26 protein-coding genes and 2 pseudogenes are annotated in these 25,385 nt (G+C 41.8%); 23 read left to right on the top strand and 5 right to left on the bottom strand.

Annotated elements, in window-relative coordinates:
• Positions 1–114: 114 nt before the first annotated feature.
• Positions 115–1,053, bottom strand: coding sequence for an SGNH/GDSL hydrolase family protein (locus BGL89_RS11715; RefSeq protein WP_286825850.1), 939 nt, complete (start codon positions 1,051–1,053; stop codon positions 115–117).
• A gap of 82 nt (positions 1,054–1,135) precedes the next feature.
• On the opposite strand from BGL89_RS11715, the gene BGL89_RS11710 reads away from it, so the two are divergent.
• The 12 genes and pseudogenes from BGL89_RS11710 to BGL89_RS11655 all read left to right on the top strand — a co-directional run bounded on the left by BGL89_RS11710 (position 1,136) and on the right by BGL89_RS11655 (position 9,252).
• Positions 1,136–1,270: a hypothetical protein gene (locus BGL89_RS11710; RefSeq protein WP_002736350.1), complete on the top strand. Its 135-nt coding sequence runs from the start codon at positions 1,136–1,138 to the stop codon at positions 1,268–1,270.
• 165 nt (positions 1,271–1,435) lie between these two features.
• A complete protein-coding gene (locus tag BGL89_RS11705) occupies positions 1,436–3,427 on the top strand; it encodes a DICT sensory domain-containing protein (protein WP_286825849.1) in 1,992 nt (663 codons plus the stop codon).
• Positions 3,428–3,589: 162 nt separating this feature from the next.
• The gene (locus tag BGL89_RS11700; RefSeq protein ID WP_286825848.1) at positions 3,590–4,795 is read left to right on the top strand and encodes an argininosuccinate synthase; all 1,206 of its coding nucleotides are present in this window, start codon (positions 3,590–3,592) and stop codon (positions 4,793–4,795) included.
• Between the two features lie 207 nt (positions 4,796–5,002).
• Positions 5,003–5,418: pseudogene (locus BGL89_RS11695) on the top strand (XisH family protein).
• On the top strand, positions 5,406–5,747 hold the full coding sequence (locus BGL89_RS11690) for a XisI protein (RefSeq protein WP_286825847.1): 342 nt from the start codon (positions 5,406–5,408) through the stop codon (positions 5,745–5,747). The pseudogene BGL89_RS11695 and the gene BGL89_RS11690 overlap by 13 nt, the downstream one beginning before the upstream one ends.
• Positions 5,748–5,895: 148 nt before the next feature.
• A complete protein-coding gene (locus BGL89_RS11685; RefSeq protein ID WP_045359286.1) occupies positions 5,896–6,282 on the top strand; it encodes a hypothetical protein in 387 nt (128 codons plus the stop codon).
• 622 nt (positions 6,283–6,904) lie between these two features.
• Positions 6,905–7,603 carry a PEP-CTERM sorting domain-containing protein gene (locus BGL89_RS11680; protein WP_286825846.1) on the top strand — a complete coding sequence of 233 codons (699 nt, stop codon included), beginning with the start codon at positions 6,905–6,907 and terminating at the stop codon, positions 7,601–7,603.
• A 129-nt stretch (positions 7,604–7,732) separates the two neighbouring features.
• Positions 7,733–7,999, top strand: coding sequence for a hypothetical protein (locus BGL89_RS11675; RefSeq protein WP_286825845.1), 267 nt, complete (start codon positions 7,733–7,735; stop codon positions 7,997–7,999).
• The gene (locus tag BGL89_RS11670; protein ID WP_286825844.1) at positions 7,972–8,418 is read left to right on the top strand and encodes an HNH endonuclease; all 447 of its coding nucleotides are present in this window, start codon (positions 7,972–7,974) and stop codon (positions 8,416–8,418) included. Before BGL89_RS11675 ends, BGL89_RS11670 begins: the two co-directional genes overlap by 28 nt.
• Before the next feature lie 42 nt (positions 8,419–8,460).
• Positions 8,461–8,613, top strand: a pseudogene (locus tag BGL89_RS11665) (PEP-CTERM sorting domain-containing protein); the annotation flags it as partial.
• An 85-nt stretch (positions 8,614–8,698) separates the two neighbouring features.
• The gene (locus tag BGL89_RS11660) at positions 8,699–8,920 is read left to right on the top strand and encodes a DUF433 domain-containing protein (protein WP_286825843.1); all 222 of its coding nucleotides are present in this window, start codon (positions 8,699–8,701) and stop codon (positions 8,918–8,920) included.
• Positions 8,920–9,252: a DUF5615 family PIN-like protein gene (locus BGL89_RS11655; protein WP_286825842.1), complete on the top strand. Its 333-nt coding sequence runs from the start codon at positions 8,920–8,922 to the stop codon at positions 9,250–9,252. The genes BGL89_RS11660 and BGL89_RS11655 overlap by 1 nt, the downstream gene beginning before the upstream one ends.
• A gap of 232 nt (positions 9,253–9,484) precedes the next feature.
• Here BGL89_RS11655 and BGL89_RS11650 read toward each other — a convergent pair whose 3' ends face one another.
• A complete protein-coding gene (locus tag BGL89_RS11650; protein ID WP_286825841.1) occupies positions 9,485–9,799 on the bottom strand; it encodes a DUF433 domain-containing protein in 315 nt (104 codons plus the stop codon).
• 208 nt (positions 9,800–10,007) lie between these two features.
• On the opposite strand from BGL89_RS11650, the gene BGL89_RS11645 reads away from it, so the two are divergent.
• The 7 genes from BGL89_RS11645 to BGL89_RS11615 all read left to right on the top strand — a co-directional run bounded on the left by BGL89_RS11645 (position 10,008) and on the right by BGL89_RS11615 (position 16,786).
• A complete protein-coding gene (locus tag BGL89_RS11645) occupies positions 10,008–10,223 on the top strand; it encodes a hypothetical protein (protein WP_286825840.1) in 216 nt (71 codons plus the stop codon).
• Complete coding sequence (locus tag BGL89_RS11640) at positions 10,224–10,484, top strand: type II toxin-antitoxin system RelE family toxin (RefSeq protein ID WP_286825839.1); 261 nt, start codon at positions 10,224–10,226, stop codon at positions 10,482–10,484.
• A 214-nt stretch (positions 10,485–10,698) separates the two neighbouring features.
• Positions 10,699–11,508 carry an ATP-dependent sacrificial sulfur transferase LarE gene (larE, locus tag BGL89_RS11635; protein ID WP_286825838.1) on the top strand — a complete coding sequence of 270 codons (810 nt, stop codon included), beginning with the start codon at positions 10,699–10,701 and terminating at the stop codon, positions 11,506–11,508.
• Positions 11,509–11,862: 354 nt separating this feature from the next.
• Positions 11,863–12,873 (top strand): permease, encoded by a 1,011-nt coding sequence (locus tag BGL89_RS11630; protein WP_286825837.1) that lies wholly within the window; start codon positions 11,863–11,865, stop codon positions 12,871–12,873.
• A gap of 24 nt (positions 12,874–12,897) precedes the next feature.
• Positions 12,898–13,689, top strand: a complete 792-nt coding sequence (locus tag BGL89_RS11625; protein ID WP_286825836.1) for a TIGR03943 family putative permease subunit — start codon at positions 12,898–12,900, stop codon at positions 13,687–13,689.
• A gap of 211 nt (positions 13,690–13,900) precedes the next feature.
• Positions 13,901–15,379 (top strand): hypothetical protein, encoded by a 1,479-nt coding sequence (locus BGL89_RS11620; protein WP_286825835.1) that lies wholly within the window; start codon positions 13,901–13,903, stop codon positions 15,377–15,379.
• Between the two features lie 30 nt (positions 15,380–15,409).
• Complete coding sequence (locus tag BGL89_RS11615) at positions 15,410–16,786, top strand: aldehyde dehydrogenase (RefSeq protein ID WP_286825834.1); 1,377 nt, start codon at positions 15,410–15,412, stop codon at positions 16,784–16,786.
• Positions 16,787–16,797: 11 nt separating this feature from the next.
• Here the strand turns inward: BGL89_RS11615 and BGL89_RS11610 are convergent, their stop codons facing one another.
• Positions 16,798–18,207, bottom strand: coding sequence for an isochorismate synthase (locus BGL89_RS11610; RefSeq protein ID WP_286825833.1), 1,410 nt, complete (start codon positions 18,205–18,207; stop codon positions 16,798–16,800).
• Positions 18,208–18,443: 236 nt separating this feature from the next.
• Positions 18,444–18,848, bottom strand: a complete 405-nt coding sequence (locus BGL89_RS11605) for an NIL domain-containing protein (protein WP_004163818.1) — start codon at positions 18,846–18,848, stop codon at positions 18,444–18,446.
• 41 nt (positions 18,849–18,889) lie between these two features.
• Here BGL89_RS11605 and BGL89_RS11600 point away from each other — a divergent pair, with 41 nt between their 5' ends.
• The 3 genes from BGL89_RS11600 to BGL89_RS11585 all read left to right on the top strand — a co-directional run bounded on the left by BGL89_RS11600 (position 18,890) and on the right by BGL89_RS11585 (position 21,952).
• Positions 18,890–19,441: a thioredoxin family protein gene (locus BGL89_RS11600; protein WP_286825832.1), complete on the top strand. Its 552-nt coding sequence runs from the start codon at positions 18,890–18,892 to the stop codon at positions 19,439–19,441.
• A gap of 272 nt (positions 19,442–19,713) precedes the next feature.
• On the top strand, positions 19,714–20,067 hold the full coding sequence (locus BGL89_RS11590) for a hypothetical protein (protein WP_286825831.1): 354 nt from the start codon (positions 19,714–19,716) through the stop codon (positions 20,065–20,067).
• A complete protein-coding gene (locus tag BGL89_RS11585) occupies positions 20,036–21,952 on the top strand; it encodes a hypothetical protein (protein WP_286825830.1) in 1,917 nt (638 codons plus the stop codon). Before BGL89_RS11590 ends, BGL89_RS11585 begins: the two co-directional genes overlap by 32 nt.
• A gap of 324 nt (positions 21,953–22,276) precedes the next feature.
• Here BGL89_RS11585 and ftsH read toward each other — a convergent pair whose 3' ends face one another.
• Positions 22,277–24,241 (bottom strand): ATP-dependent zinc metalloprotease FtsH, encoded by a 1,965-nt coding sequence (gene ftsH / locus BGL89_RS11580; RefSeq protein WP_286825829.1) that lies wholly within the window; start codon positions 24,239–24,241, stop codon positions 22,277–22,279.
• Between the two features lie 132 nt (positions 24,242–24,373).
• On the opposite strand from ftsH, the gene ccsB reads away from it, so the two are divergent.
• Entirely contained in the window at positions 24,374–25,360 is a 987-nt protein-coding gene (gene ccsB / locus BGL89_RS11575; RefSeq protein WP_286825828.1) for a c-type cytochrome biogenesis protein CcsB, read from the top strand.
• Positions 25,361–25,385: the final 25 nt, after the last annotated feature.

Below are 25,385 nucleotides of genomic sequence, written 5' to 3'. Positions count from 1 at the left end.
TAGAACGAGCTAATCAATTAAATCTCTTGCCAGATAAGGATTTAGTCGATTTATGCCCCCCCTATCGAACCATACCAAGTAACGAAGAGCCCAAACTTTTTCAGTCAACCCTACTTAAAAGACATTTTTGATTGCCTCGGCGAGTTTTTGACTAATTAACTCGTTACCGTCTCCACTAAGATGAATATTATCGCGATAGAGGGAATCAGGAGTAGGATGGGCTTGAAAAATGGGCAGAAAATCTAGATAAAAAATCTGCTGGTTGCTGGTGAAATCCGCTAGTCTTTGACGGGCTTTTAATTCATAATCTCGCCCCTGTTTTTGAGCTTCGCGAATTAGGGGGGTAATAGCGATAATTAAACGGGCTTGATTAGCCTGAGCAAGGGCTTGAATTTGGGCAAGAGCGGTTAAATTATTGTCCACTCGATCGCCCCCTTCTCGCACCGGTGGCAGGGGAGGATAACGCTTAAAATATCGATCGTACAATTCGATTAAAGCTAAAGCCGGCCGGCGAGCGGGATAATTAATTTCTCGTCCCACCACCGCCGAACTAGGAGCTAAAGCGAACAGATCATCGGTGTTCATTAATAACACAATCACCTGGGATTCAAAGGTTCCGAAACGTCGCAGATAAGCCAATTGATTGCGCGGTCCCCAAGAATTGGCCGAAGCATTGAGAACCTCCACTGAACCAGTCAGATTCTGGCCTAAATTTTTGGTGATTAAAGCAGAAATGGTCTCTTTTTGATCCGTCCACCAGGAGCCATTAGCGATCGAATCACCGATTAACAGTATTCTCGTCGTCTCCGGGGGCCGTTGAGGTGTAATCGGATCGCTCCGCATCGAATACTGATTAACGGCGATGAGATTAGAAAAACGGCGCGTTTGTTGATTAGGAGCCAAAAGATAGCCAATTTCGGCATCAGCTTCGTAAATAAGCGGATTACCGAACCCGAAGACAATTCTTAAAATAGCCTCAAGGAAAAGGGCAAGGGCGAAAAGAACGCCTAGAATGATTAAAGACAGCCGAATGATACCAATTTCTAATAACACGGATAGATGAGAGTTCGCTAATTTATGATCCTAAAGTGTCTCATACTTTCTACATCCATCTCATGAAAAGGAGTTAAGGGCAATGTCAGACTTAAATCGTGGCATCATGAAATTCGAGGGAGCCGATAAACCGGCAGTAGTGGCGATATCGTCGATTATCGTTATCGGTAGTATTATTGCTCTGATTCTTTGGGCAATGAAAGTCGCCTACATCTAGTTAACTAGAATAATTTCGCTCACTTTTGGCATCACTCGGTTTAAATTTCTTGCCATCACGATCTCACCTCTTGTCCCCTTGAGCCTGTAGGATAGGGTCAAGGGATAAATTGCTAGTTCCCTCTATCGCGCTTGCTAGTCACACTCGACTCGAAACAGATCATCGATGAGCAGATCAACTTCTGTTTTAACAGAACTGTTGCAGTTACTCCCCCAATGGCGATCGCAGATGTACTTCAAAGCATCCCTGACTGCGTTATCCCACGCCATGGAGGATCAGGTTTTAGCGGAAGACGATCAACCGTTAGTGATTGCCAGTTTTCAGCGTGAGCGCTTTTATCGTCAAGAGGCCCATCGCTATCGACGCATTGCCCACAAAAGCGGTCAAGTTTATGTTTTGTCGGCCCCAGAAACCGATTTTAAGCATAGTTCCGACATTTACGAGACGATCGCTTTTCAACCGGAGGACAGTTTAGCCCAAGAATGGCATCTAGTGGTTATCGGTCGCCATTATGCGAGTTGTTTAATCTGTCGGGAACGAACCCATCTGACAGCAGAGGGGGAAAATGGGGCAGCTATGGATAATAATCGTCGTTTTGAGGGGATTTGGACGAGTGATCGCCATGGGAGTCAACAGGCCGCCCAAATTCTTTTAAATCATATTCTCGATTATCGTCCCGAACTAGCCGACAAAATTAGGCGCGCTCAAGAAGAATACCTGATCTGTGAACTGACGGACAGGGATCATCAAGAGGAACCAGATCCCTTTATCCAGCGATTAGTCACTTATTTGCAAGCAGGACAGTATAAACTGCTGAAAGCCAATCGTTCCTTGGCATCGAAAGAACACAAGGAAAGACTGATCAACTCGGTGACAGCCTCGATCCGTCGTTCCCTCGATCCGGAAGCTATCCTACAGGTGGCAGTGCAGAAATTGGGGCAGGGATTGGGAGTCTGTCGCTGCGTGGTCTATCGTTGTCATGAGGCCGACATTAACGCCACCATCGAACACGAATTTTTAAACCCCGGCATTAGTTCCATCAAAGGACAAAAATGGCCACTGAAAAATAATCCTCTTTTTCAGGAAGTGCTGGAATTGAGAGAATCCCTGAAAATCAAAGACGCTATTCACGATCCCCGTCTCCCCGGCGATTCCATTCAAAATCTCTTGCGGGAATGTTCCATCTATTCCTGGTTATTAGTACCGATTTTTTACCAAAGTCGTCTCTTGGGAATGTTGGAACTGCATCACTGTGGACCCTATACCACCACTTGGAAAAGCGAGGATGTCGCCCTTGTGGATGCGGTGGCCACTCAAATCGGAGTCGCCCTCATTCAAGCAGAGGCATACGCTAATTTACAGGATTTAAATGAACAATTGGCCGCCCTCGATCGCACTCGTTCTAATTTGGTCGCCATTACCGGCCACGAATTACGCACCCCCCTCTCCACCATTCAAGTCTGTCTAGAAAGTTTGGCCTCGGAACCGGATATGCCGGCAGAAATGCGCCAAATTATGCTTGATACTGCCCTGAAAGATGCGGAACGAATGCGTAAATTAATCCAAGATTTTTTAACTCTTTCTAGGTTAGAAAGTGGCCGGGTTAATTGGAATCCCGAAGCTTTATCCTTATCGGAATGTGTGGAATTAGCCATCAGTCACGTTCACTCCCGCAATCTCGACAACGACAACCCAAAAATTATCAATCTTGTCCCCCCCAATCTGCCCTTTGTTTTAGCCGATGGCGAGTGGTTAGTGGAATTACTCTCCAAACTGCTCGATAATGCCTGTAAGTTTACCGGACGGGAGGGAAGTGTCTCGATCGAAGTCGCTTCGGGAAAGCCAAAAACTCTAGAAGTAACCATTTCTGACACTGGACGCGGGATCGAACCCAATCGTTTAGAACAGGTTTTCGATCGCTTTTACCAAGAGGAGGGGGCCCTGCGACGCAGTGCCGGGGGAACCGGTTTAGGACTGGCTATCTGTCGTCAGATCGTTAATGGTTGGGGCGGCGAAATTTGGGCAGAATCCCAGGGAAAAAATAACGGCAGTCAGTTTCATTTTACTATTCCAGTATTTAAAGATAAAACTAAGGATAATCCCCAAAATACCGCTCCTAAAAAATCCTCCCGTCGTCCTGCCAGTAAACGTAAATAGCGGCTGGTTGCCCGTTTAGTTTTTGCTCTTTGCTCGTGACTTCCTATTCCTTTTCTTCATCAAAAACTAAACAAAAAAGCATTAAGAAAGAAGCATCAAATCCCCAAGATATATAATAAACTTAAAAGAGTAATCAATTAGTCGTTTTTAGGTGAAAAAATTATGGGACGCGCCAATAGAGTGGTTTTAGCTTATTCCGGAGGAGTCGATACTTCCGTCTGTATTCCCTATCTCAAACAGGAATGGGGAGTGCAAGAAGTGATTACCCTAGCCGCCGATTTAGGACAGGGAGACGAATTAGGACCAATTCAAGAAAAAGCTCTGCGCTGCGGAGCGATCGAATCCTTAGTCGTCAATGCTCAAGAAGAATTCGTCAAAGAATACGCTTTTCCCTCAATTCAAGCTAATGCCCTCTACGAAAATCGTTATCCCCTTTCTACCGCCCTGGCTCGTCCTTTAATCGCTAAATTATTAGTAGAGGCCGCCGAGAAATACGGGGCCGATGCCGTCTCTCACGGCTGCACCGGCAAAGGTAACGATCAGGTGCGTTTTGATGTGGGCATTATGGCCCTCAATCCTAGTTTAAAAGTTCTCGCTCCCGCCCGGGAATGGGGCATGAGCCGGGAAGAAACCATCGCCTACGGGGAAAAATTCGGGATCGAGTCTCCCGTGAAAAAATCCTCGCCTTTTAGTATCGATCGTAACCTGTTGGGGCGCAGTATTGAAGCCGGTCCCTTGGAAGATCCGATGACGGAACCCCCGGAAGAAATCTATTTAATGACCAAAGCGATCGCCGATACTCCCAACGAGCCGGAATACGTCGATATTGGTTTTAATCAGGGAATTCCTGTCAGTTTAAACGGAGAAAATCTCGCTCCCGTCACGCTAATTAGTCAATTAAATGACCTAGTGGGTAAACACGGTGTTGGTCGGTTAGATATGATCGAAAACCGGGTAGTGGGAATTAAATCCCGAGAAATTTACGAGGCCCCGGCTTTATTAGTTTTAATTGATGCTCACCGAGACCTAGAAAGTTTGACTTTAACTGGAGATGTTACCCAATATAAACGGGGAATTGAAGATACCTACGGACAGTTAATTTATAAAGGATTGTGGTACAGTCCCTTAAAGGAAGCGATCGATGCTTTTATCCTCAAAACCCAAGAACAGGTAACGGGATCGGTGCGAGTCAAACTGTTTAAAGGTAACGCTAAAGTGGTCGGTCGTCAGTCAGTCAATTCTATCTATTCTCCCGATTTAGCTACCTATGGGGCCGAGGATCAATTTGATCATAAAGCTGCCGAAGGTTTCATCTATGTTTGGGGATTACCCAGCAAAGTTTGGGCCGAAAAAACTAGAGGGAAGTAATCAACAATCCTCCCCTAAGTAAGTGGGTTTTAATTCAGATCCCCCCGACTATCAGCACCCTCCTTATTAAGGGGAGAAGGGGGGGGATCAACAAAAATTAAATTTGAACCAGACTCGATAACTGATTTAAATTTGATTACCGATTTTATCAGACTTAGGGTTGTTAATAAAATTGAATATAACTAATGAAATTACTTTTTTAGAACCATGCCAGCAAAAGATATTTACCATGAAGCCGTGAAAAATGCCTTAATTAAAGACGGTTGGAGTATTTTAGCTGATCCTTATAAAATTAAATATAAAGATGCTGAATTTTTGCTGATTTAGCAGCAGAAAAACCTTTGGCTGCTGAAAGAAATGGACGTAAAATTGTTGTGGAAATCAAAAGCTTTTTAAGTCCCTCACCTATGAGAGATTTTGAAATAGCTTTAGGACAATATATTTTATATCGAAATTTAATCAGTCTTACCGAACCAGAATATCAAATTTATCTAGCCATTAAAGACAGCATTTATGAAAATTTTTTCCAACGAGAATCAATTCAGGATATTGTGAAAATAAATCAATTACTTTTGCTGGTTGTTGAAATGGAAAAGGAGAAAATTTTACAATGGATAGATTAAAAAAATATCGTAATGCCATTAAAAAAGTATTAACAGAATATCGCGAATGGGTTTCTGGTTCTGCTAATTTAGATCAAGAAAGTTGTCTGGTTTTTGACGATATACATGATCAGTATTTTTGGCTTTTTATGGGTTGGGAAGGCAAGAAAAAAATCAGGAATATTCAAGTCCATATTAGGATTAAAAATGAGAAGATTTATATTGAGGAGGATTGGACTGAGGAAGGTATCGCTACGGAATTATTAAGGGAGGGTATTTCTAAAGAAGATATAGTTTTAGCTTTTTACGATCTGGAAACTCGTAAGTTAACTGGGTTTGCTGTGAGTTAAGTTATCGGTAAATCTTGCCTGGAAATCTGAGGTTGATAAAAGAAGCTTAAAGGAGCTATTTTGTTACTTTTGAACCAGTTTATCCTATGGGTAACAAGAATTTGAGCTATAATCATAATATCTCTATAACCCCACATAAAAAAGGCTTATGGCCATTTCAATTACTTTAACCCTACCTGATGAGATTTTTAATCTAGCTCAATCCTTAGCCCATTCAATTAACCGTGATCTTAATGATATATTAGTAGAAGCGATCGCTTTTTCTATTAGTCCCAATTATCAAGGCGAAAAAATCTCATCCCTAAATTCATTATCAGATGAAGAAATTATCAAATTAACTCAATTACAAATGGCATCAGAACAGGATCAAAGATTAAGCGAGTTGCTCAATCAACAACAAGAGAGGGATTTATCAACCTTTGAAAATAGGGAACTTTGGTCATTGATGCAAATTTATCAAATAAACTTGTTAAAGAAGTCTCAAGGATTAAATGAAGCGGTTAAAAGAGGATTAATTTCACCATTAGAAGCATGAATCCTGGCCCTATTCCCGACTATATTAAAGATAAAATTCGCCAACAAGCTAATACTAAATCTGGTTATTAAAAACTGATTATTTATTCCCCCTTTTGCATGAGGTTCTCTCCTTTATAAGTAGCCTATACTCAACGGATTTAGTATAATTGCTGATTGTCGGTATTCCTGCAAATGTGAGATGCACCAGGTCAATTTATTGCGGGGGAACCTAGGAGCGAAGGTGATCATTTCGGTCAAAGAAACTAAGTAGAGGTAGAACCTCGCTTATCTGCATTCCAAGCTATAACCTTACAACCAGTCAAAAATATTTGGCTCTTCTCGGTTCTGTGTGATCAGTTTAACTTACATTATGATCGATCTTTGTGTCCTTTGTGTCTTTGTGGTTCGTTCCACCCCCTCGCTAGGAGCAATGTATCTTAGAATACATTTTACCCACCAAATCCAAGAGAGCCAATATTTATATAACCCAAAACTATCTTAAATATAAAAATCAATAAAAAATTATGATTAAATAACCCTTGACTCCCCCCCCCCATTGTGATAGTTTTAGCCTCAGGATATTGGCGCAAAACTAGCGTTAAATATGACCATAATTTTCTCCTATTACTGTCATCGAATCCATGAAAAAATTACTGACAATGTTAACCCCCTTGACTCTGATGGGGTTGGCCGGGGTTACTCCTGCTCAAGCGGCAATCGTAGCTGGTTGGAATGAATTTAATGCTTATACGGCATCCTATCCCAGAGCGGCGAATACTGTAGGTGCGAATATAACCAGCACTGGGTTAAACACCGCCGGGATAGGTCGGATTGATAATTCTTCTTCCTTCGTGTTGGGGGGTAGTGGAGCCATCAGTTGGAATACAACTAGCACTGTTAATACCAACCAATACGTGGAATTTGCCGTGCAACCCGGTGCAGGTTTTCAAGTCGATTTTACTAACTTGCAACTCAATGCGAATCAAGATGAAACTGCGCTAAATTTAGTCTTGCGCTCTAGTGTTGATGGGTTCACCAGTAATTTAGGCACACAAGTTAACTTAACAGGTAGCTTTAATACCTACAGCTTTGACCTAAGCAGTTTAGCACCCCAAACCGGACCAGTGCAGTTCCGTCTCTATGGACTGAATGCTAATTCACCTGTAGTCTTCTTCTCTGGTGGCAACTCTGCTAATGTTGCCGGGGGTGGGTTTGTGGCTCTTAATGGGGATATCACTCCCACTGGTGGCGGTGGTGTATCAACCCCGGAACCTAGTGGTATAGTGAGTTTAATCGCTGTTGGTGCGTTGGGTGCCGCTTCCCTTCGTCGTCGGGGATAAATTATCCTTAAGAGGGGCAACCCCTGTAGTTGCCCCGAAATTGGTTAAATATTATCAATATTTTTTTACATTTCCTCGGCAATTTGTTAAGGTGATAGGGTGAAAGAGGAATAACAATCAATAGAGCCAATGACTCCCCAATTAATGATTCAACCTTCGTCTTTAATGAGAGAAGGGGTTGAACTGCGCGAATTTGGTAACATTTATTTATTCAGGTTTACTTCAGAGCTACAATCTCGTTTTGAGCAGTTATTAGCTAAGAAGAAAACTGACAGTCTCTCTGTTGACGAAGAAGCGGAGTATGGCGGACTTTCTGAACTAGAGCGCATTTTTACGCTTATTAACGCCCAACTTGCCACAAAAAGTCAATGGTGTCCCTATCAACTCGAAGAATAGTCCGACAACGAGCTAAATATCTTTGTGAATATTGTCATTCTCCAGAATACTTGAGTCCAGACCTTTTTACCCTTGACCACATATTGCCAAAGTCCTTGGGGGGGACTGATAATCCTGACAATCTTTGTTTGGCTTGTCATCGTTGTAACGAGCGACACTATAACTTTACCACAGCGATTGACCCTTCTACTCAAACAGAAGTCTCTCTATTTAATCCCAGAGTACAGCAGTGGGGAGAACATTTTATCTGGACAAAAGACGGACTAAAAATTATCGGCATAACTCCTATAGGTAGAGCGACTTGTTATCGTTTTGACTTTAATGATGAACAAAGGGATGAACCATCTATCCAAACAGCGCGCCAGTTTTGGGTTGTGGCAGGGTGGCATCCTCCCCAGTCAGACCCCTGTCAGGATTGAATCTTTGGGAAAGCGGAATAAACTCAGGGTAAGCGCATCTAAATTCCAGGTGGTGGGTTTGTGGCTCTTAATGGGGATATCACTCCTGCTACTTTTGCTGGTGGCGGTGCTGTGTCAACCCCGGAACCTAGGGGTATAGTGAGTTTAATCGCTGTGGGTGCGTTGGGTGTCGCTTCCCTTCGTCGTCGGGGATAAATTATCCTTAAGAGGGGCAACTACAGAGGGGTTGCCCGGATATCTTATCATCAATTTTAGATTTGATCACCAGTTAATCAACATTATGTCATACAAAGATATTATTACCATAGAACCGGGAAAAAGGAGCGGAAAACCTTGCATTAGAGGAATGAGAATTACTGTTTATGATGTTCTCTCCTATCTGGCTTCGGGAATGACTTATGAAGAAATTTTAGAAGATTTTCCTTACTTAATCAAGGCGGATATTTTAGCCTGTTTGAGTTATGCCGCAGAGCGTGAGCGTCAAACCATTTTAGTTAACTAATGAAATTACTTTTCGATCACAATTTATCACCTCGCTTAGTTAGTCTATTAGTTGATATTTATCCCGATTCTAATCATCTTTACTTGCTGGTATTAGACCAAGAATCTGATTATTATGTCTGGGAAATCGCTAAAATACAAGACTATATTATTGTTACTAAAGATTCTGATTTTAATGAATTACTAATTCTTAAAGTTTTTCTGCCTAAAGTAATTTGGATTCGTTTGGGAAATTGCTCTACTAAAACTATAGAATCATTGTTAAGAGATAACTACGAAGCTATTTTATCTTTTGAGGGAGATCAAAATCTTGGTATCATCGCTTTATCCTAATCTGGGGATCGTTTGAATTAAGCTAAATTTTATCATCAACAAAAATTAAAGGGGTAAATATTGTCTTATATTGATAAATTCTTCACTTTTTCCCAGTTTGGCAATTAATTCTAAATCTCTAATACAGTCCCCAATCCCTATAAATTCAATTCCTTCTGTTTGACGACTACTAGCTTCTATTTAAAAATCGCTATCTTGGGTAAAAATCACTCTTGATAAAGTTTGAGATTCACTACTTTATTGCCTGTGCTTTAAGTCGGGTAACAAAGGGAGAATCTCCGGCTTTTTCCCGCATTTTTTGGGCAAATTCTAAATCAGCTTGGATAGCTTGATCTAATTCTTCTCTATGTTCCCAATAGTAAGCTAATGCTGAGTGAATTTGACTCATGCTTAAATCACGATGGTTAATGTGAATTTCTGCTGGAGTCCAACCGTAAGCTATTTGTGCCATAACTAGCTCAATCACTTTCAGGGTAGAACCCGCAATTATTGGTACTCCCCGATGATCAATTGCAATATATTTATAGTCTGTGAGAGTTGTTGTCATGTAGAGAGGGTTAAGCTAAAACGCATTTAAATTATAGAACTTCACGGGTAAGAATTACAGGTATTTTGGCTAATTCGCTCTAATCCATACTGGGTAATGATTTTGGGAAAGATACCAAATGGACTCTATATTCCCTGTCCTTTACGTTTCCTCGGCAATTTGTTACAATGTTTCTTGAGTATGTTTCTATTTTTTAATTAGAGAAAATATGCAGATAAAAGACATGACTAGCCAAGAGTTACAAAGTTTAATCCGTAATACAGTAGATGATACTCTGGATGAATACTTTGGTGATCCAGATGAGGGAAAACAAGTTAAAGAATCTTTTAAACAAAAGTTATTAGAAATCCAACAAAAAAGATTACAAGGAAGACCGACTATTCCCGCAGCTGAGGTGGATAAAAGATATGGGATAGAACCTTAAATGAGCTATTCTGTTACGTTTGAACCAGAGTCGATAACTGATTTAGATTTGATCACTGATCTTATCAGACTGAGGATTCTTAATAAAATTGAATGGTTAGCCATCAACTTTGAACAGATAACCCCCCTACCTCTTACGAGAGAATGGTCAGGGTTTTATAAATTAAGAGTAGGAGATTATCGGGTTATTTATGAATTTGATCGAGAGAGTAGGATAATTATTATTATTAGAGTAGGTCATAGAAGTGAAGTTTATGACTAAATACTTACTAAAATAATGGGATCAGCAATAACCTAAGACACATTTTAACCGTCCATCCTTAGAATAGCGAGATTATTTTCTAGTAAAAATTGCCAAAGACAGCCCAATTATTGACGAAATTATGGCAATATAAATCGATCGATAGCCCTGATTAATTACGGCACGACATATAATAAAAAACGGTCTCCCTAAACCAGTTGCCAAAATCGCCGCCATGGACAGTCAATTACTTGATAAACTCGGACAATTACAAAACCTCTTAAAAACCAGCGAAAAGGCTCTGATTGCCTATTCTGGGGGCGTGGATAGTACCCTAGTGGCGAAAGTGGCCTATGATCTGCTAGGGGGTCAAGCATTGGCAATTACGGCGGTTTCTCCTTCCCTACTGCCGGAAGAATTGGAAGAAGCGATCGCTCAAGCCGATTATATCGGTATTCGGCACGAATTGGTGGAAACCGAGGAAATGAATAACCCCAATTACACCAGTAATCCCGTTAATCGCTGTTATTTCTGCAAAAGTGAGCTACATGACACCCTCAAACCCCTTGCACTCGCTCGTGGTTATGCCTACGTCATCGATGGCGTTAATGCTGATGATTTAAGGGATTATCGTCCCGGGATTCAAGCAGCCAGGGAGCGCGGCGCTCGTTCACCCTTGGCGGAAATTGCTATCACAAAAAGCGAAGTTCGTCAACTATCTCGTTACTTAAATTTACCTTGGTGGGATAAACCGGCGCAACCCTGTTTAAGTTCCCGTTTTCCCTACGGGGAGGAAATTAGCCTGGAGAAATTGCAAAGAGTCGGACGGGCGGAGATTTATCTGCGAAAATTAGGTTATCGTCAACTACGGGTGCGGTCGAGCGGCGATACGGCACGGATTGAATTACCAGCAGCAGAAATTCCAGACTTTATTAATCGGACAAATTTAAGCGAATTAGTCGCTGATCTGCAAAAATTAGGCTTTATCTATGTCAGCCTCGATCTAGAAGGTTATCAAAGCGGCAAGCTTAATCGAGTCCTCTAGATCAGTAATCAGTAATCAGTAATCAGTAATCAGTAATCAGTGGACTGAAAACTCAAATCTGCTCTAACAGTTATCTTAATGGTGAGGTACGAAGTTTTCGTTTTGGGGAGTCGGTCGTCGGTCGTCAATACCAAATTGGGTTATACTTCATCTTGACGAGAAAGGCTGTAACGGATAACGGATAACGGATAACGGATAACGGATAACTGATAACTGGTCACTGATAACTGATAACTGGTCACTCGATCGGATATATTAAAAAAATGTTAAAAAGCCAGGGAGCGGACTGATGAACCTTTTTCTAGGGTTCCTAAGTCTTTATCCCTAAACCTCTAATTCCCAAGGCGAGGATAGATGAGTCAACTACAAAATGCCTTTACCCTATTCCTGAGCCTGTTGGTGGAAGCTATGCCTTTTTTGCTGCTAGGGGTGATTCTCTCTAGTATTCTTTTGATATTTGTCGATGAACGTCGCTTAGTTGCTCTGATGCCTCGAAATGCTGTTTTAGGAGCATTTGTGGGGGGATGTATTGGTTTTTTGTTTCCCGTCTGCGAGTGTGGCAATGTACCTGTGGCGCGACGTTTACTTGTGCAAGGAATGCCGAATGCAGTAGCGGTTAGTTTTCTGTTAGCAGCGCCGACAATTAACCCGATTGTTATCTGGTCCACTTGGGTAGCTTTTCGCGATCAACCGGAAATTGTTTTCTATCGAGTTATCTTTTCTTTGTTCATCGCTACGGTTATCGGTATTATCTTTAGTATCCAAAAAGATCCCCGACCGCTCCTACAAACCTCTTTGGCAAAAAGTCTCAATTGGCAACCGCAAATACCGGAAAAAGAATCTATCCCACTACTACTACAATCCGGTTCTTTTCTGATCGGTAATTCTGGGCAAACTTTGCGCTTAGATGAAAGTTTTGCCGCTACTGCTGTCCTACCAGCAGTGCAAGCTATCCCGATGAAAAGGCGCTGGTTAACTTTTCTGGAAAACGTGGTGATGGAATTACGGGAATTAGGAGGAGTGTTAATCTTAGGAAGTGCTATAGCGGCCGGTTTACAGGTATTTGTTCCCCGGGAATTTGTTCTTAATTTGGGTCAGGATCCAATTACTTCGATCTTGGCCATGATGCTGTTAGCAGTAATTGTTTCAATTTGTTCCACGGTTGATTCTTTTTTTGCCCTCTCTTTTGCCTCTAGTTTTACCAGTAGTTCCCTGCTGGCTTTTCTAGTGTTCGGTCCAATGATTGACCTAAAAGGGATTGGTTTAATGTTGTCTATTTTTAAACCGAGAATGTTAATTTATCTCTTTGCTTTAGCAGCGCAAATGACTTTTTTACTCACCTTGGCTCACAGTTATTTATTTTAGGTCAGTACCCGGATAGTTTTTCCCATGAATTCATCACGTCTAAAAATAATCGCCCCCCAATTTATCGATATTATTGCCCTAATCGGTTGGGGTTCGTTACTATTTAAATACTGGATCACTGGACGGTTAAATTTACTAATTCATCCTAATTATTTTCTTCTGGTTCTTATCACCAGTATTGCTTTATTTTTTCTGGGAATAGTCAAGCTTTGGACATTGTTAAAACAGTGGCAAAAAAAGATTAATTTAGATAGTAATGATAATCGATCGCATATTACCATTCTTCCTCAACATTTTGGCTCAGGTTTATTAGTAATAACTGCCCTTTTAGGTCTATTTATCGCCCCGCAGCCCCTCAGCAGTCAAATCGCATTACAGAGGGGAATTAGTGAATCTTTACCCCTAACTCGCGTGCAAACTCAATCCTTTGGCACTACCGTTAAACCGGAGGAAAAAAGTTTAATTGAATGGGTAAGAACTTTGAATGCTTATCCTGAACCTGATGCTTACACGGGACAACCGGTAAAAGTCACAGGTTTTGTGGTGCAATTGCCCCAATTACCCGATAATTATTTATTAATTAGTCGCTTTATTCTTACCTGTTGTGCCGTAGATGCTTATCCCGTGGGTTTGCCGGTGAAACTATCAGGAAGTCGCAGTCAATATCCCAATGATACTTGGTTAGAAATCACCGGAGAAATGGCCACGGAATCCTTACCCGTAGAGGTGGGAAAATCAATCACCAGAAGACAATTAGTAATTAAGGCTAAATCCGTGAAATCTATAACCACTCCTGCGGATCCCTACGGATATTAACAGTTATCAGTTATCAGTGAGCAGTTATCAGTGAGCAGTTATCAGTTAAGTAGGTGGGTGGAATTAAATATAAGATGAACGTAGGTTGGGTTGAAGCATGAAACCCAACGCCCAATCATGTTACGCTACCGTTAACCCATCCTACAAATAATTGTGCCTCCCTACTTATCAGTTATCAGTGAGCAGTTGTTGTTTCTAACCATCTACTATAATGATCAAGACCTTACAACTACAACCGATTGATAAATTAGCGATAACATTAATTGTATCGCTAACCTTAGTAATTGGTGGCTTAATTTGGTTAGGTAATAGCTGTGGTAATCAATGTCTTTTACAAACCGGTCCAAGGGTCAAGGAATTTAGCTGGGAAAATCGAGAAATTGGCTCGGAAGATCAAGCATTTATTATCACTTTTGATCGCCCCATGGATCATGCTAGTGTAGAAAAAAATCTAGTTATCGATCCTCCGCTGCCGGGTAAGTTTAGTTGGGCCGGAAGACGATTAGCTTATACTCTCACTTCTCCCATTCCCTACGGAGAAAAATATCATCTGCAAATTGAAGGTGCGCGGGAACAATTTCGCAGCGGTAATCGATTAGGACAAACCCTGGCAATCTTTGAAAGAGAATTTAAAAGTCGCGATCGTGCTTTTGCCTATATTGGCACTAATGGGGAAGAACAGGGAAGATTAATTTTTTATAACTTGACTGAGGAGAAGAAAACCCTCTTAACCCCCGCAAATTTGACCGTTATGGCTTTTGAATTCTATCCTGATGGTAAAAAAATCCTCTTTTCGGCCGTGGCGAAAAATCGGGGGATAGAGGGAATTCGTGAACTGCAGCTTTACCAAGTTGATAGCAGTCAATCGCCTCTAAAAATTGAGTTAGTGATAGACAATAAAGATTATCAAAATAATCACTTTGATTTAGCTAAAGATGGGGAAACTATTGTCGTGCAGAGAATTGAGCGCCGCAATCCGCTTAACTTCGATTTATGGACAGTTAAATCGGGGGAAAAACCCCAACAATTAAACATTCAAGGTGGGGAATTTTTGATTGCACCTGATAGTAAAACTTTGGCTGTCACCCAGGGGGAAGGAATTGCGCTTTTGCCTTTAAAATCCGAAACAAAACCCCTGGATTTTTTACCAAAATTTGGGCGAATTTTGAATTTTTCTGCCGATGGTACGGCCGCAGCAATGGTAAATTTTAATACGGATAATGCCAAAATGCGTTATATTCGATCGCTTTTTTATGTCAATAATCAAGGATTACAAAAACGCTTACTCAATCTACAAGGTTCGATTATAGATTGTCAATTTAATGCCACAGGTAGTGATTTGTATTGTTTGTTAACCGAGTTAGTTACTAACAGTCAAGAGTACAAAGAAAAACCCTATTTTGCTAAAATAGATGTGAAGACCAGTCAAGTGACTCCCCTACTGGAATTAGCTGATTATCGTGATATTCACATTAGTTTATCTCCCGATGGTTTAGCAATTATTTTTGATCAACTTCGCACCAGTTATGATACCAATCTGACTAATCCCTTGACTACCGATTCAGGAGAAACAATTATCGGTGGTCGTTTGTGGATGTTAATTCCTCCCCTACAAGATGGAGTAAAAGCAAGTAAATCTGATTTAATTGAATTACCTCTAGCGGGAATTCGTCCCCAGTGGATGCCGTAGAATTTCATCATTAAGTTAGGAATTATTTCGATGCTGTCAAACTCAGAAAAATTAGCCAAATTGCGTCAGTATTTTGCCAGTGGTGCAACTCGTTCCTATCAATTCCGTCGTCAGCAGTTAGAGAAGTTAAAACAGGCAATCATTAAATATGAAGCAGAGATATATCAAGCTTTATATAGCGATTTAAAGAAAAGTCCCGAAGATTGTTGGATTACTGAAAATGGCTTTCTTTTGGTGGAAATTAATACCGCTTTAAAAAATTTGCGCTCATGGATGCAACCCAAAACTGTTAAAACTAATCTCTTAAATTTCCCATCCTCCAGTCAGATTATTCGGGAACCTTTAGGAGTGGTTTTAATTATTGGTGCTTGGAATTATCCCCTCCAATTGTTATTAGTGCCTTTAGTCGGTGCCATTGCTGCCGGTAACTGTGCGGTATTAAAACCGAGTGAATTTGCCTCAGCGACGGAAAAATTAGTAGTTAAAATAATTCAAGAAATATTCCCTGAAGAATATGTGTTAATTGTCCTGGGAGATGGTGCGGAAGTAATTCCGAATATGTTAGACAGTTTTACCTTTGAGCATATATTTTTTACTGGCAGTACAAGGGTAGGAAAAATTATTTATCAACTAGCGGCAGCAAAGTTAATTCCTGTTACTCTAGAATTAGGAGGAAAAAGTCCCTGTGTTATCGAAGCTGATGCTAATATTTCCGTGGCAACCCGTCGCATTGCCGTGACAAAATTCTCTAATTCTGGTCAAATGTGTATCGCAGCTGATTATGTTTTAGTACATCAATCCCAGCAGGAGAATTTTATCAGAGAATTAGCTAATACTATTGTTAATTTTTTCGGTGAAGATGCGAGATTAAGTGCTGATTATGGTAAGATCATTAATGAAAAACAATTTGATCGCCTGATTGACTTTCTCCAAGATGGTGAGATTGTTTTTGGAGGCAAAACCGATCGAGAAAATTTATATATTCAACCAACTTTATTAACTAATGTTTCCCTCGATGCTCCTATTATGCAAGGGGAAATATTCGGACCAATTTTACCGATCATTGCCTTTAGCACTTTTGAGGAAGCTTTAGCAATTATTGCTAAAAATCCTAACCCTCTAGCTTTTTATCTGTTTACTACCAAGGCAAAGACCGAAAAGAAATGGTTAGAATCATTCCAGTTTGGGGGAGGTTGTATTAACAACAATAGTTTTCATTTTACTAATCCTAGTTTACCCTTTGGTGGTCGAGGAAATAGCGGTATTGGTAGCTATCATGGTCGTTTTTCCTTTGAGAATTTTAGTCACCAAAAAGCCATTATGAAAACACCTCTTTGGTTCAATCCCGCTTTAAAATATCCGCCTTTTAAGGGTAAATTAGACTTATTTAAGTTATTAGTTCGGTAAAAAGCTAAAGTTTAAGTTAAAGCTTTTAAGAGAGCTTGAAATTTAAGCTGAATTTCTGCTAGTTCTTTTTCTGGATCGGAACCGGCAACAATACCCGCACCAGCGTATAATCGCGCTCGATCGCCTTCAATTAAGGCCGAACGAATACCAACAATAAACTCACTATTATTTTGACAATCAATCCAACCCAAAGGAGCGGCATAAAGAGAGCGATCGAAGGTTTCATAATGACGAATTTGTGCTAAAGCGATCTCCGTGGGAACCCCTGCGACAGCAGGAGTGGGGTGTAGTTGGGCAACAATTTCGAGGGGATGGATGGAGGGTTTTAGTTTGGCATGGATAGGAGTCCAGAGATGTTGAATATTGGAGAGTTTTAACAATCTAGAGGGAGAATTTTGCGGATTTAAGCCAATTTGTCGCAGTTTTTGGTTAATAAAGTCACTAACAGCCCGATGTTCCCGTTGTTCTTTTTCACTAGCGAGGAGTTTATTGGCCAAGAGAGCATCTTCGATCGCATTTTCTCCCCGGGGGGCGGATCCCGCTAAAGCATCGGTGATTAATTGCCCCTGATGGACAGTTAACAAGCGTTCGGGACTAGCGCCGATAAAATGATCTCCCCGTCCATTGCCGAGGGAAAAAGTGTAGCAATCGGGATGACGCTGACGCAAATTATCGAGACAGTTTACCAGATGAAAAGGACGGGGAGAAATCACGTCAAGAGCGTGAGCGAGGACAATTTTGCTAAAATTTTGGGCGTGGATAGATTGGAGTGCATCGGCAACAGCCGCTTGAAAATTATAGGTAGGATGAATATAGTAACTACAGGGAGCCTGGTGGGGATTTTGTCGGCAATTGCTCGAGTTATTTTGGATAATTTTGAGGTTGTTGATAGTTTCTTCGAGGCAGTTTTCTATTTCTTTTTCGCTGGTGATTAGGAGATTGGTAAGGAAAAAATATTCCGAATGTTTTTTGATAATTTGAAACTTAGGCAGGGTTAGGGTAGCTGAGGGAAAGGGGGTAGCTGTTTCCGAGTCGAAAAAAGTGAAACTACAAAAGATGCGGGGAGTAATCTCGCTATAGTTATCAATTTTGATAATGCTTTGTTGACAGTTTTCAATAAATTTTTGAGCTTTTAAAAAACGTTGTTTGCCGTGGAAAGTGGCAGCAAAGGCGATGCCGTAGCCGAGAAAAGCGGTTTCTCGTTGGGGATTTTCCCAATAACAATGGGTGGGATAGCTAGAGGCAATCCGAGAGAGAATTTCTAGGGGATCAACGGGGGAAATTTTTTGACAAAAACTAACGATCGACGGATTGCCCTTTTCTGCGGCTAACAGTTGCGGGTTGAGGATAAAGTTATAGAGGCCGCGAAGATCAGCAATCGGACTATCAGGATAGGAAAGGCGAGGAACGGCAGAAGTCATGTCAAGTTTTTTGTATTTTTTGCAAAAAAAACCATGATTAATGGTATGTAATCCCCACAGATGTGGCCAGAGTCAGCAATCTCTTTTTAACTATGGTATCGGAGAAAGGGTCTTTAGGTAGAAAGGGACCGGGATATTTGTGACGATTAACCGCGTTGGAGACAAATGAAGGCTTAAAATCTCCAGAGATGGCTATTATTTAAATCGGCAAAAAAATTAATTTAATAACTGCTACTTTACAAGTTTGTGGAAATTGCCGCCACGGGACAAGTGGGGATACATTGTTCACAAACCACACAACGGGAACGCAAAAACTTAAGACGAAAACTTTCGGGATCAAGGGTTAAAGCTTCCGTGGGACAAACTCCCGTACATAACCCACAATCGACGCATTTTTCTTCATCAATGACGATTTCGCGACTAACTTGGGAAACGCCAATATTTTGTAATTGTAACCATTCGATCGCCGCTTCTAACTCATCGATATCTCCCGATAATTCTAATACTAATGTTCCCACTTGATTGGGGGCAACTTGGGCGCGGATAATATTAGCGGCGACGTTAAAATCCTTCGCCAGTCGATAGGTAACGGGCATATGGACGGCTTTTTTGGGAAAAGTGAGAGTAACGCGTTTTTTCATGAGGATAGGATAGGATAGGAATAATTTTTGAGAGACTATCCATGACAGCCACCACACCCACCAATAAAATCAGAAATCTGCTGCTGGCAGTAACGGCAGTTATTCTTAGTGTAGCGATTTTCTTGGGGTTTCAAACCACCGCTAGTTCTGTATCTTTGGAAGCGCAAGCGGAAAAAGCGACACCTTTCGATCTTGCCCTCAGCAATGGTAAACCCACCCTGACAGAATTTTATGCTAATTGGTGTACCAGTTGTCAGGCGATGGCCGCTGAAATTGCCGAAATTAAAAAACAATACGGTAATGCCATTAATTTTGTCATGCTCAACGTTGATAATAATAAATGGTTGCCGGAAATTCTCCGTTATCGTGTGGATGGTATTCCCCATTTTGTCTTTTTAAATAATCAAGGACAACCAGTTGCCCAAGCGATTGGAGAACAGCCAAAATCAATTTTAACTGCTAATTTAGAAGCACTTTTAACTAATTCTACCCTACCCTATGCCACCACTACCGGACAGACTTCTGATTTTAATGTTCTTGTGGGCGCTGGTCAAACCGATCCCCGCAGTCACGGCAGTCAAGTTAAGCAGTAATCAGTAATCAGTTATCAGTTATCAGTGGAAAGCTTAAGGCTGAAAGCTACCATTCAAAAGTCAACTATCAATAAGTACATTTCAGGTTCTTCGGTTTGTCCTATGCAACGGACAGGATTATAAGGAATGAAACTCTTATAGAGAAAGACATTTGGCAGAGCGAACTAATCAATTAAATCTCTTACCAGATAAGGATTTAGTCGATTTATGCCACCCTATCGAACCATACCAAGTAACGAAGAACCACATTTCATTGACTGAATTTTTTAACTATGGCGATTATTGTCCAACATTTAACCACAGGTAACGAATATATATTCTTAGGAGTTAGTGGGGGTGAAAGTAAGAATATTTTACCCACCAAAATGTTAGGAGATTTCTTCGCAATGGAGAATCCAGATAAATCTCGATCGCTGACGGTTTGTGACGATCAAGGCCGTATACTTTGGTTTCCCGTCACAGAAATGATTGTGGTGGAGGTAGATGGTCAAAAACCCGAAGAATTATTACCAGAAATTATCCCTCCTGAACCAGTTCCTTTACAATTAGATAAAGAAAATCAACCTCAGTCCCCAGAAAATCAAGGAAACATCGATGAATTTGCCGAAGATGACGATTGGATCTAGAATTAAATATCTAATTTTAGCGGTAATAATTGCCCTATTTACTATTGGCTTTAATTCCCTCTATTCTGTTTCTCAAAACTCGATCGCTCCCTTCCCTGTTGCCGAAGTTAACCCCCAATATCTTAACGATTGGACACCGGAATTAGAGGCAGAATTTCAACAAAGGGCCAAGCAAGTTATTAACCATTTTGCTAAGGCAGAAAGTTATGGCAATTTGTGGGGAGAAAACGAGAAAAGATCCTATCCTATGGCCATGTTTGATTTCTTGGCAGGAAACCGGCAAAAAGCCCTAGATTTCCTGCAGCAGGATGACCCACAAAAACGGGAACAGGCCCACACTGATTATATAGATTATTATTTTTCTTTTACCCTGAAAGGACAAATTAGAAAGTATTTTCTTCTCGGAAAGTATCTCGATCCAGTTTATCGTCAGAGAATGTATAATGCGGCGAAAATTTGGACAGAAACCGACCCTTTACAACGACCCCATCCTATCCACGGTACTGGCCAAGGAACGGGTAATGATTGGAGTATAACAAGACGGGGTTTATGGGTAGATAGTCGCAATACTGATAACCTGCGAGCGATGCGCGAAACATCGGTTTATCTGATGGCCGAAGAAACCGGAAATGAAGCAACTCGTCAAATTTATAAAAGTAAAATTAAGCGTTACGTTTCAGCTTTATATAACATCGGTATGGGAGAATGGGATTCAGAAGTTTATCACGGTCATACCTTTGCTCCCTATCTCAATCTCTACGATTTTGCTCAAGATACGGAAGTTAAACAATGGGCAAAAATGGCCTTAGATTGGTTATCCATGGCCGCTAGTGTTAAATATTATCGCGGTGGTTGGGGGGGTCCTGTAAAACGCGATTATGGTGATGGCCATGGGGTAATGCGATCGCACGCATCCCGCACTTTTTGGCTATACTTTGGTGATACTCCCGTCCCCAATAATCGCCCGGAATTGGACTCTCTTTATCTAATTACCAGTGGTTATCGTCCTCCTTTAGCAGTGGTGGAATTAGCCCGAAAAAACTTTAATAAACCGGTAGAAATTCTCGCCAGTAAACCCCTGTATGAAAACTGGAAACCGGGCAATAATCAAAGTCCAGGTTATTGGGAAACTCAATTTATCGGGGCTAGTTATCAAATGGGTAGTCTGGTGGGAACTTTCCCCGATGGCGATGTGGCCCCGTTTAAATTAATGGCCTTTAATCAACATAAAGGTGTGGATTTTTTTGTGGCTAACACTGGCAAAAATGGCGTAAAACCGGGCAAAAATCCCGGGGATGAAATCGGACAATATCGTAATCTTTTAATCTGGTTACGACCAGCAGACCAAGCTTTTTTCTGGCAATTAACGAAAACTGCCAAGGTAGAAAAAGATGATAATATCTGGTTTATTCAATTAGAAAAAACTTGGTTAGCCCTGAGATTAATAAATCTTTCTTCTCCTGAAATAATCGAGATTCCTAATTCCCCTTATCCCGATGATAATACCTACCAAGCTTTACCCACAGGTAACAATTATGCGGGTTTTGTCCTGGAAGTGGGGGAAGCGGCAACCCAGGGTAGTTATGAGAATTTCAAGAGCATATTTAAGCAAAAAAGTCAAGTAAATTTAACTCAAATTAATCAAGGCAGGGTTTTATTTAAAGGCAGTCAAGGGCAGAGTTTACAATTTACCTATAATCAAATCAATCTACTGCCGATGTTAATTCGTAACGGTCAAAAGCACGATTGGTCAAAAAATTTCGCCCTTTATAACAGTTTAAGTCGAGATAACTCTCCCGTTTCTTTGGGATGGAAAGAGGGCAAATTAACCGTCAAAGCAGGGAAATATCAGTTTTCCAATGCTTTGATTCTGTCTTCTCCTTAAGTTAGATATTCTCGACTATTTATTCAGCAGACCCTAGTTATGAGGAGAGGCAAAAGGCAAAAGGCAAAAGGCAGCTTTGTTCTCCCCACTTCCCCACTTCCCCACTTCCCCACTTCCCCACACCCCACACCCCACACCCTGTCCCCACGAAAAACTTTTTGCCGCAAACCCTATTTAGGGCTTGCTGAATAATGGTAAAACCCTTTTAAAATAAAGCTTTTGACAAGGGCAACAAAGCCTGAAACTCCTGACTCCTGACTCCTGACTCCTGACTCCTACCCCCACCGAAAAACTTTTTCAGCAGACCCTATTTACGAGGATTGATCAGACCATTTGCGCTTGATTTAAGAATTCTTGCAATTCTTCTCCTTCGATTACTTCGGTGGTCAAAAGATTAGCGGTAATCGACTCTAATAAATTGCGGTTGTGACTGAGAATTGCTAGGGCTTTTTGGTAACTAGCGTCGATAATTTGTTTAACTTCTTCATCGATCGCTTTGGCCGTATTTTCCCCGATCGAACGCCTGGGACTACCCTGATTATTACCTAAAAAATTAGCCTGTCCTGTTTTATCGTAGGCTAGGGGGCCGAGGGATTTACTCATACCATACATTGTCACCATTCTTTCAGCAATATCCGTCGCCCTTTGTAAATCATCGGAAGCGCCATTAGTCACACTGTCAAAGATTAATTCTTCGGCTGCCCGACCGCCCAATAACATAGTAATTTGTTCTTTAAATTCGGTTTCTGTCATCAAAAAACGGTCTTCCGTGGGAATTTTCAGGGTATAACCCAAAGCGGATAAACCCCGGGGAACGATGGAAATTTTCTCCACCCGACCACCTCCCGGCATAACTGCACCGACTAAAGCATGGCCAACTTCGTGATAAGCGACGATTTTCTTTTCTTTTTCCGATAAAACCCGACTTTTCTTTTCTAAACCGGCGATAACTCTTTCTATCGCCTCTTTAAAATCAATTTGACTGACTTTTTCCCGATTATTACGGGCAGCCAAGAGAGCAGCCTCATTGACGAGATTGGCTAAATCGGCCCCGGCAAAACCGGGCGTTTGGGTGGCGATCGCTTTGAGGTTAACATCTTCACCCATCTGGACTCGTTCGGCGTATATTTGCAAAATTGCCCATCTTCCCGCTAAATCGGGACGATCCACCAGAACTTGGCGATCAAAGCGCCCCGGACGCAATAAAGCGGCATCAAGAGTCTCTGGGCGATTGGTGGCGGCTAAAACGATGACGACGGCTTCTTTGGGGCTAAAACCGTCCATTTCTGTCAAAAGTTGGTTTAAAGTCTGCTCGCGCTCATCATTGCTGCCGCTAGTTCCCGATCCCGAACTTCTCGATTTACCGATCGCGTCCAATTCATCAATAAAAATGATGCTAGGGGCATTTTTCTTCGCTTGGGCAAATAGATCCCGCACCCGGGCTGCCCCAGTACCGACAAATAACTCCACGAATTCCGAGGCCGAAATGCTAAAAAAAGTGACTCCCGCTTCTCCCGCGACCGCTTTTGCTAAGAGGGTTTTTCCCGTCCCCGGCGGTCCGACTAAGAGAACACCTTTAGGAATACGCGCCCCAATTTTATTAAAGCGCTCGGCATCCTTGAGAAATTCGACAATTTCCTTTAACTCGGTTTTTGCTTCCTCGGCCCCGGCCACATCACTGAAGGTAATCGGATATTTTTCGTCGTCTCCGTAAACTTTAGCGAGATTTTTATTAAAAAGCAGCGATTTACGGGTGTCATCGTTGCGATAGAACAGAAACTGCATGGCGGCGACTAAAATTAAGGGAGGAACCACCCAAGCGAGGAGAGTGGTGATCCAACTGTTTGCGGCCACGGGAATCGCCTCGAAGATTACGCCTTTTTGCTGTAATAGTTGGGGTAATTGGGGGTTATCGACTGGAATCGTGGCAAAAACTCGTCCGGAGACTAGATTACTGCTTGTTTTGCTGCCCAGAGAACTAGAATCACCGTGAAAGGGATTACTTGATTCTGGGGGATTAACGGGGGGATTACCCGGAATAGGCAGGGATTCTAAAGGATTTTTTAATTGATAAAAGATGACTTGATTGCCAATTCTGACCTTACTGATGTCGCCCCGTTCCACTTTACTGATAAATTCGCTGTAGGGTTCGAGGGGAATATTGGACAATTCTGAGGGACGAGGGATAAAAAAATAGCCTAAAGCGGCAACACCAGAACAAATGATCAGGATTTTGCCGAACAGAGGCAAACGCGACCAGGAAAATTTATTATCTTCTTGATTAGCCATAATTTTTAGGGTGGGTGAGAGTGAAAATGCAAAGTCCATGCTAACAATTCCCTGTCTCGATCGCCTTACCGATGGGATAGGATAGAGGATGGAATACTTGGTAGCGAGCGAGCGACAAACGAGAGAAATCCCATGAATTTAGTTAGCTTAGAGAACTTTCTCGATAACACTTCTTTTTTAGTCCTGTTTTTAACCATGCTGGTTTATTGGGCCGGGGCAGCCTTTCCTACCATACCTTTGTTACCTGGCTTAGGCAGCACGGGAGTGGCCATCGCTAACCTCTGTATCGCCGCTTTATTGGGGGCGCGCTGGTTAGAAGCGGGTTATTTCCCCATTAGCAATCTTTACGAATCTTTATTCTTTCTCGCTTGGGGTGTAACTGCCGTTCATTTAATTGCTGAGTACACTAGCCGCAGTCGCCTGGTGGGGGTGGTGACGACTCCTGTAGCCATGGTGATTACCGCTTTTGCCACTTTGTCCTTACCCGGGGAAATGCAAACTTCGGCACCCTTGGTTCCGGCTTTAAAATCGAATTGGTTGATGATGCACGTTAGCGTCATGATGTTAAGTTATGCTGCTTTGATGGTGGGTTCCCTGATGGCGATCGCTTTTCTGATCGTCACTAGAGGTCAAAATATCGAGTTAAAAGGCAGTTCCGTGGGTACGGGAGCCTATCGTCTCCAAAATAAGTTATCTACCACTCTTTCTGCCCCAATTTTCCTGGAAACGGCTAACGGTGGCCCAACCGCCCTTTTAACTCCCACCTTAACAGCGATGACGACTCTTTCGCCCCAACGTCTTAGCTTGGCGGAAACCCTCGATAATATCAGTTATCGCGTCATTGGTCTCGGTTTTCCCCTTCTCACTATCGGTATCATCGCCGGGGCAGTTTGGGCGAATGAAGCTTGGGGTTCCTATTGGAGTTGGGATCCGAAAGAAACTTGGGCGCTAATCACTTGGTTAGTGTTTGCCGCTTATCTCCATGCGCGCATTACCCGGGGATGGCAGGGCAGAAAACCAGCTATTCTAGCGGCCAGTGGTTTTGTTGTGGTTTGGGTATGTTATTTGGGGGTGAATCTTTTAGGTAAAGGCCTTCATTCCTACGGTTGGTTTTTCTAAATCAGTTATAGGGGTGGGTTGGTAA

It is taken from the genome of Microcystis sp. LSC13-02 (genome assembly GCA_002282935.1).
GTDB lineage: Bacteria > Cyanobacteriota > Cyanobacteriia > Cyanobacteriales > Microcystaceae > Microcystis.
This window is presented reverse-complemented; position numbering and strand designations above follow the sequence as displayed.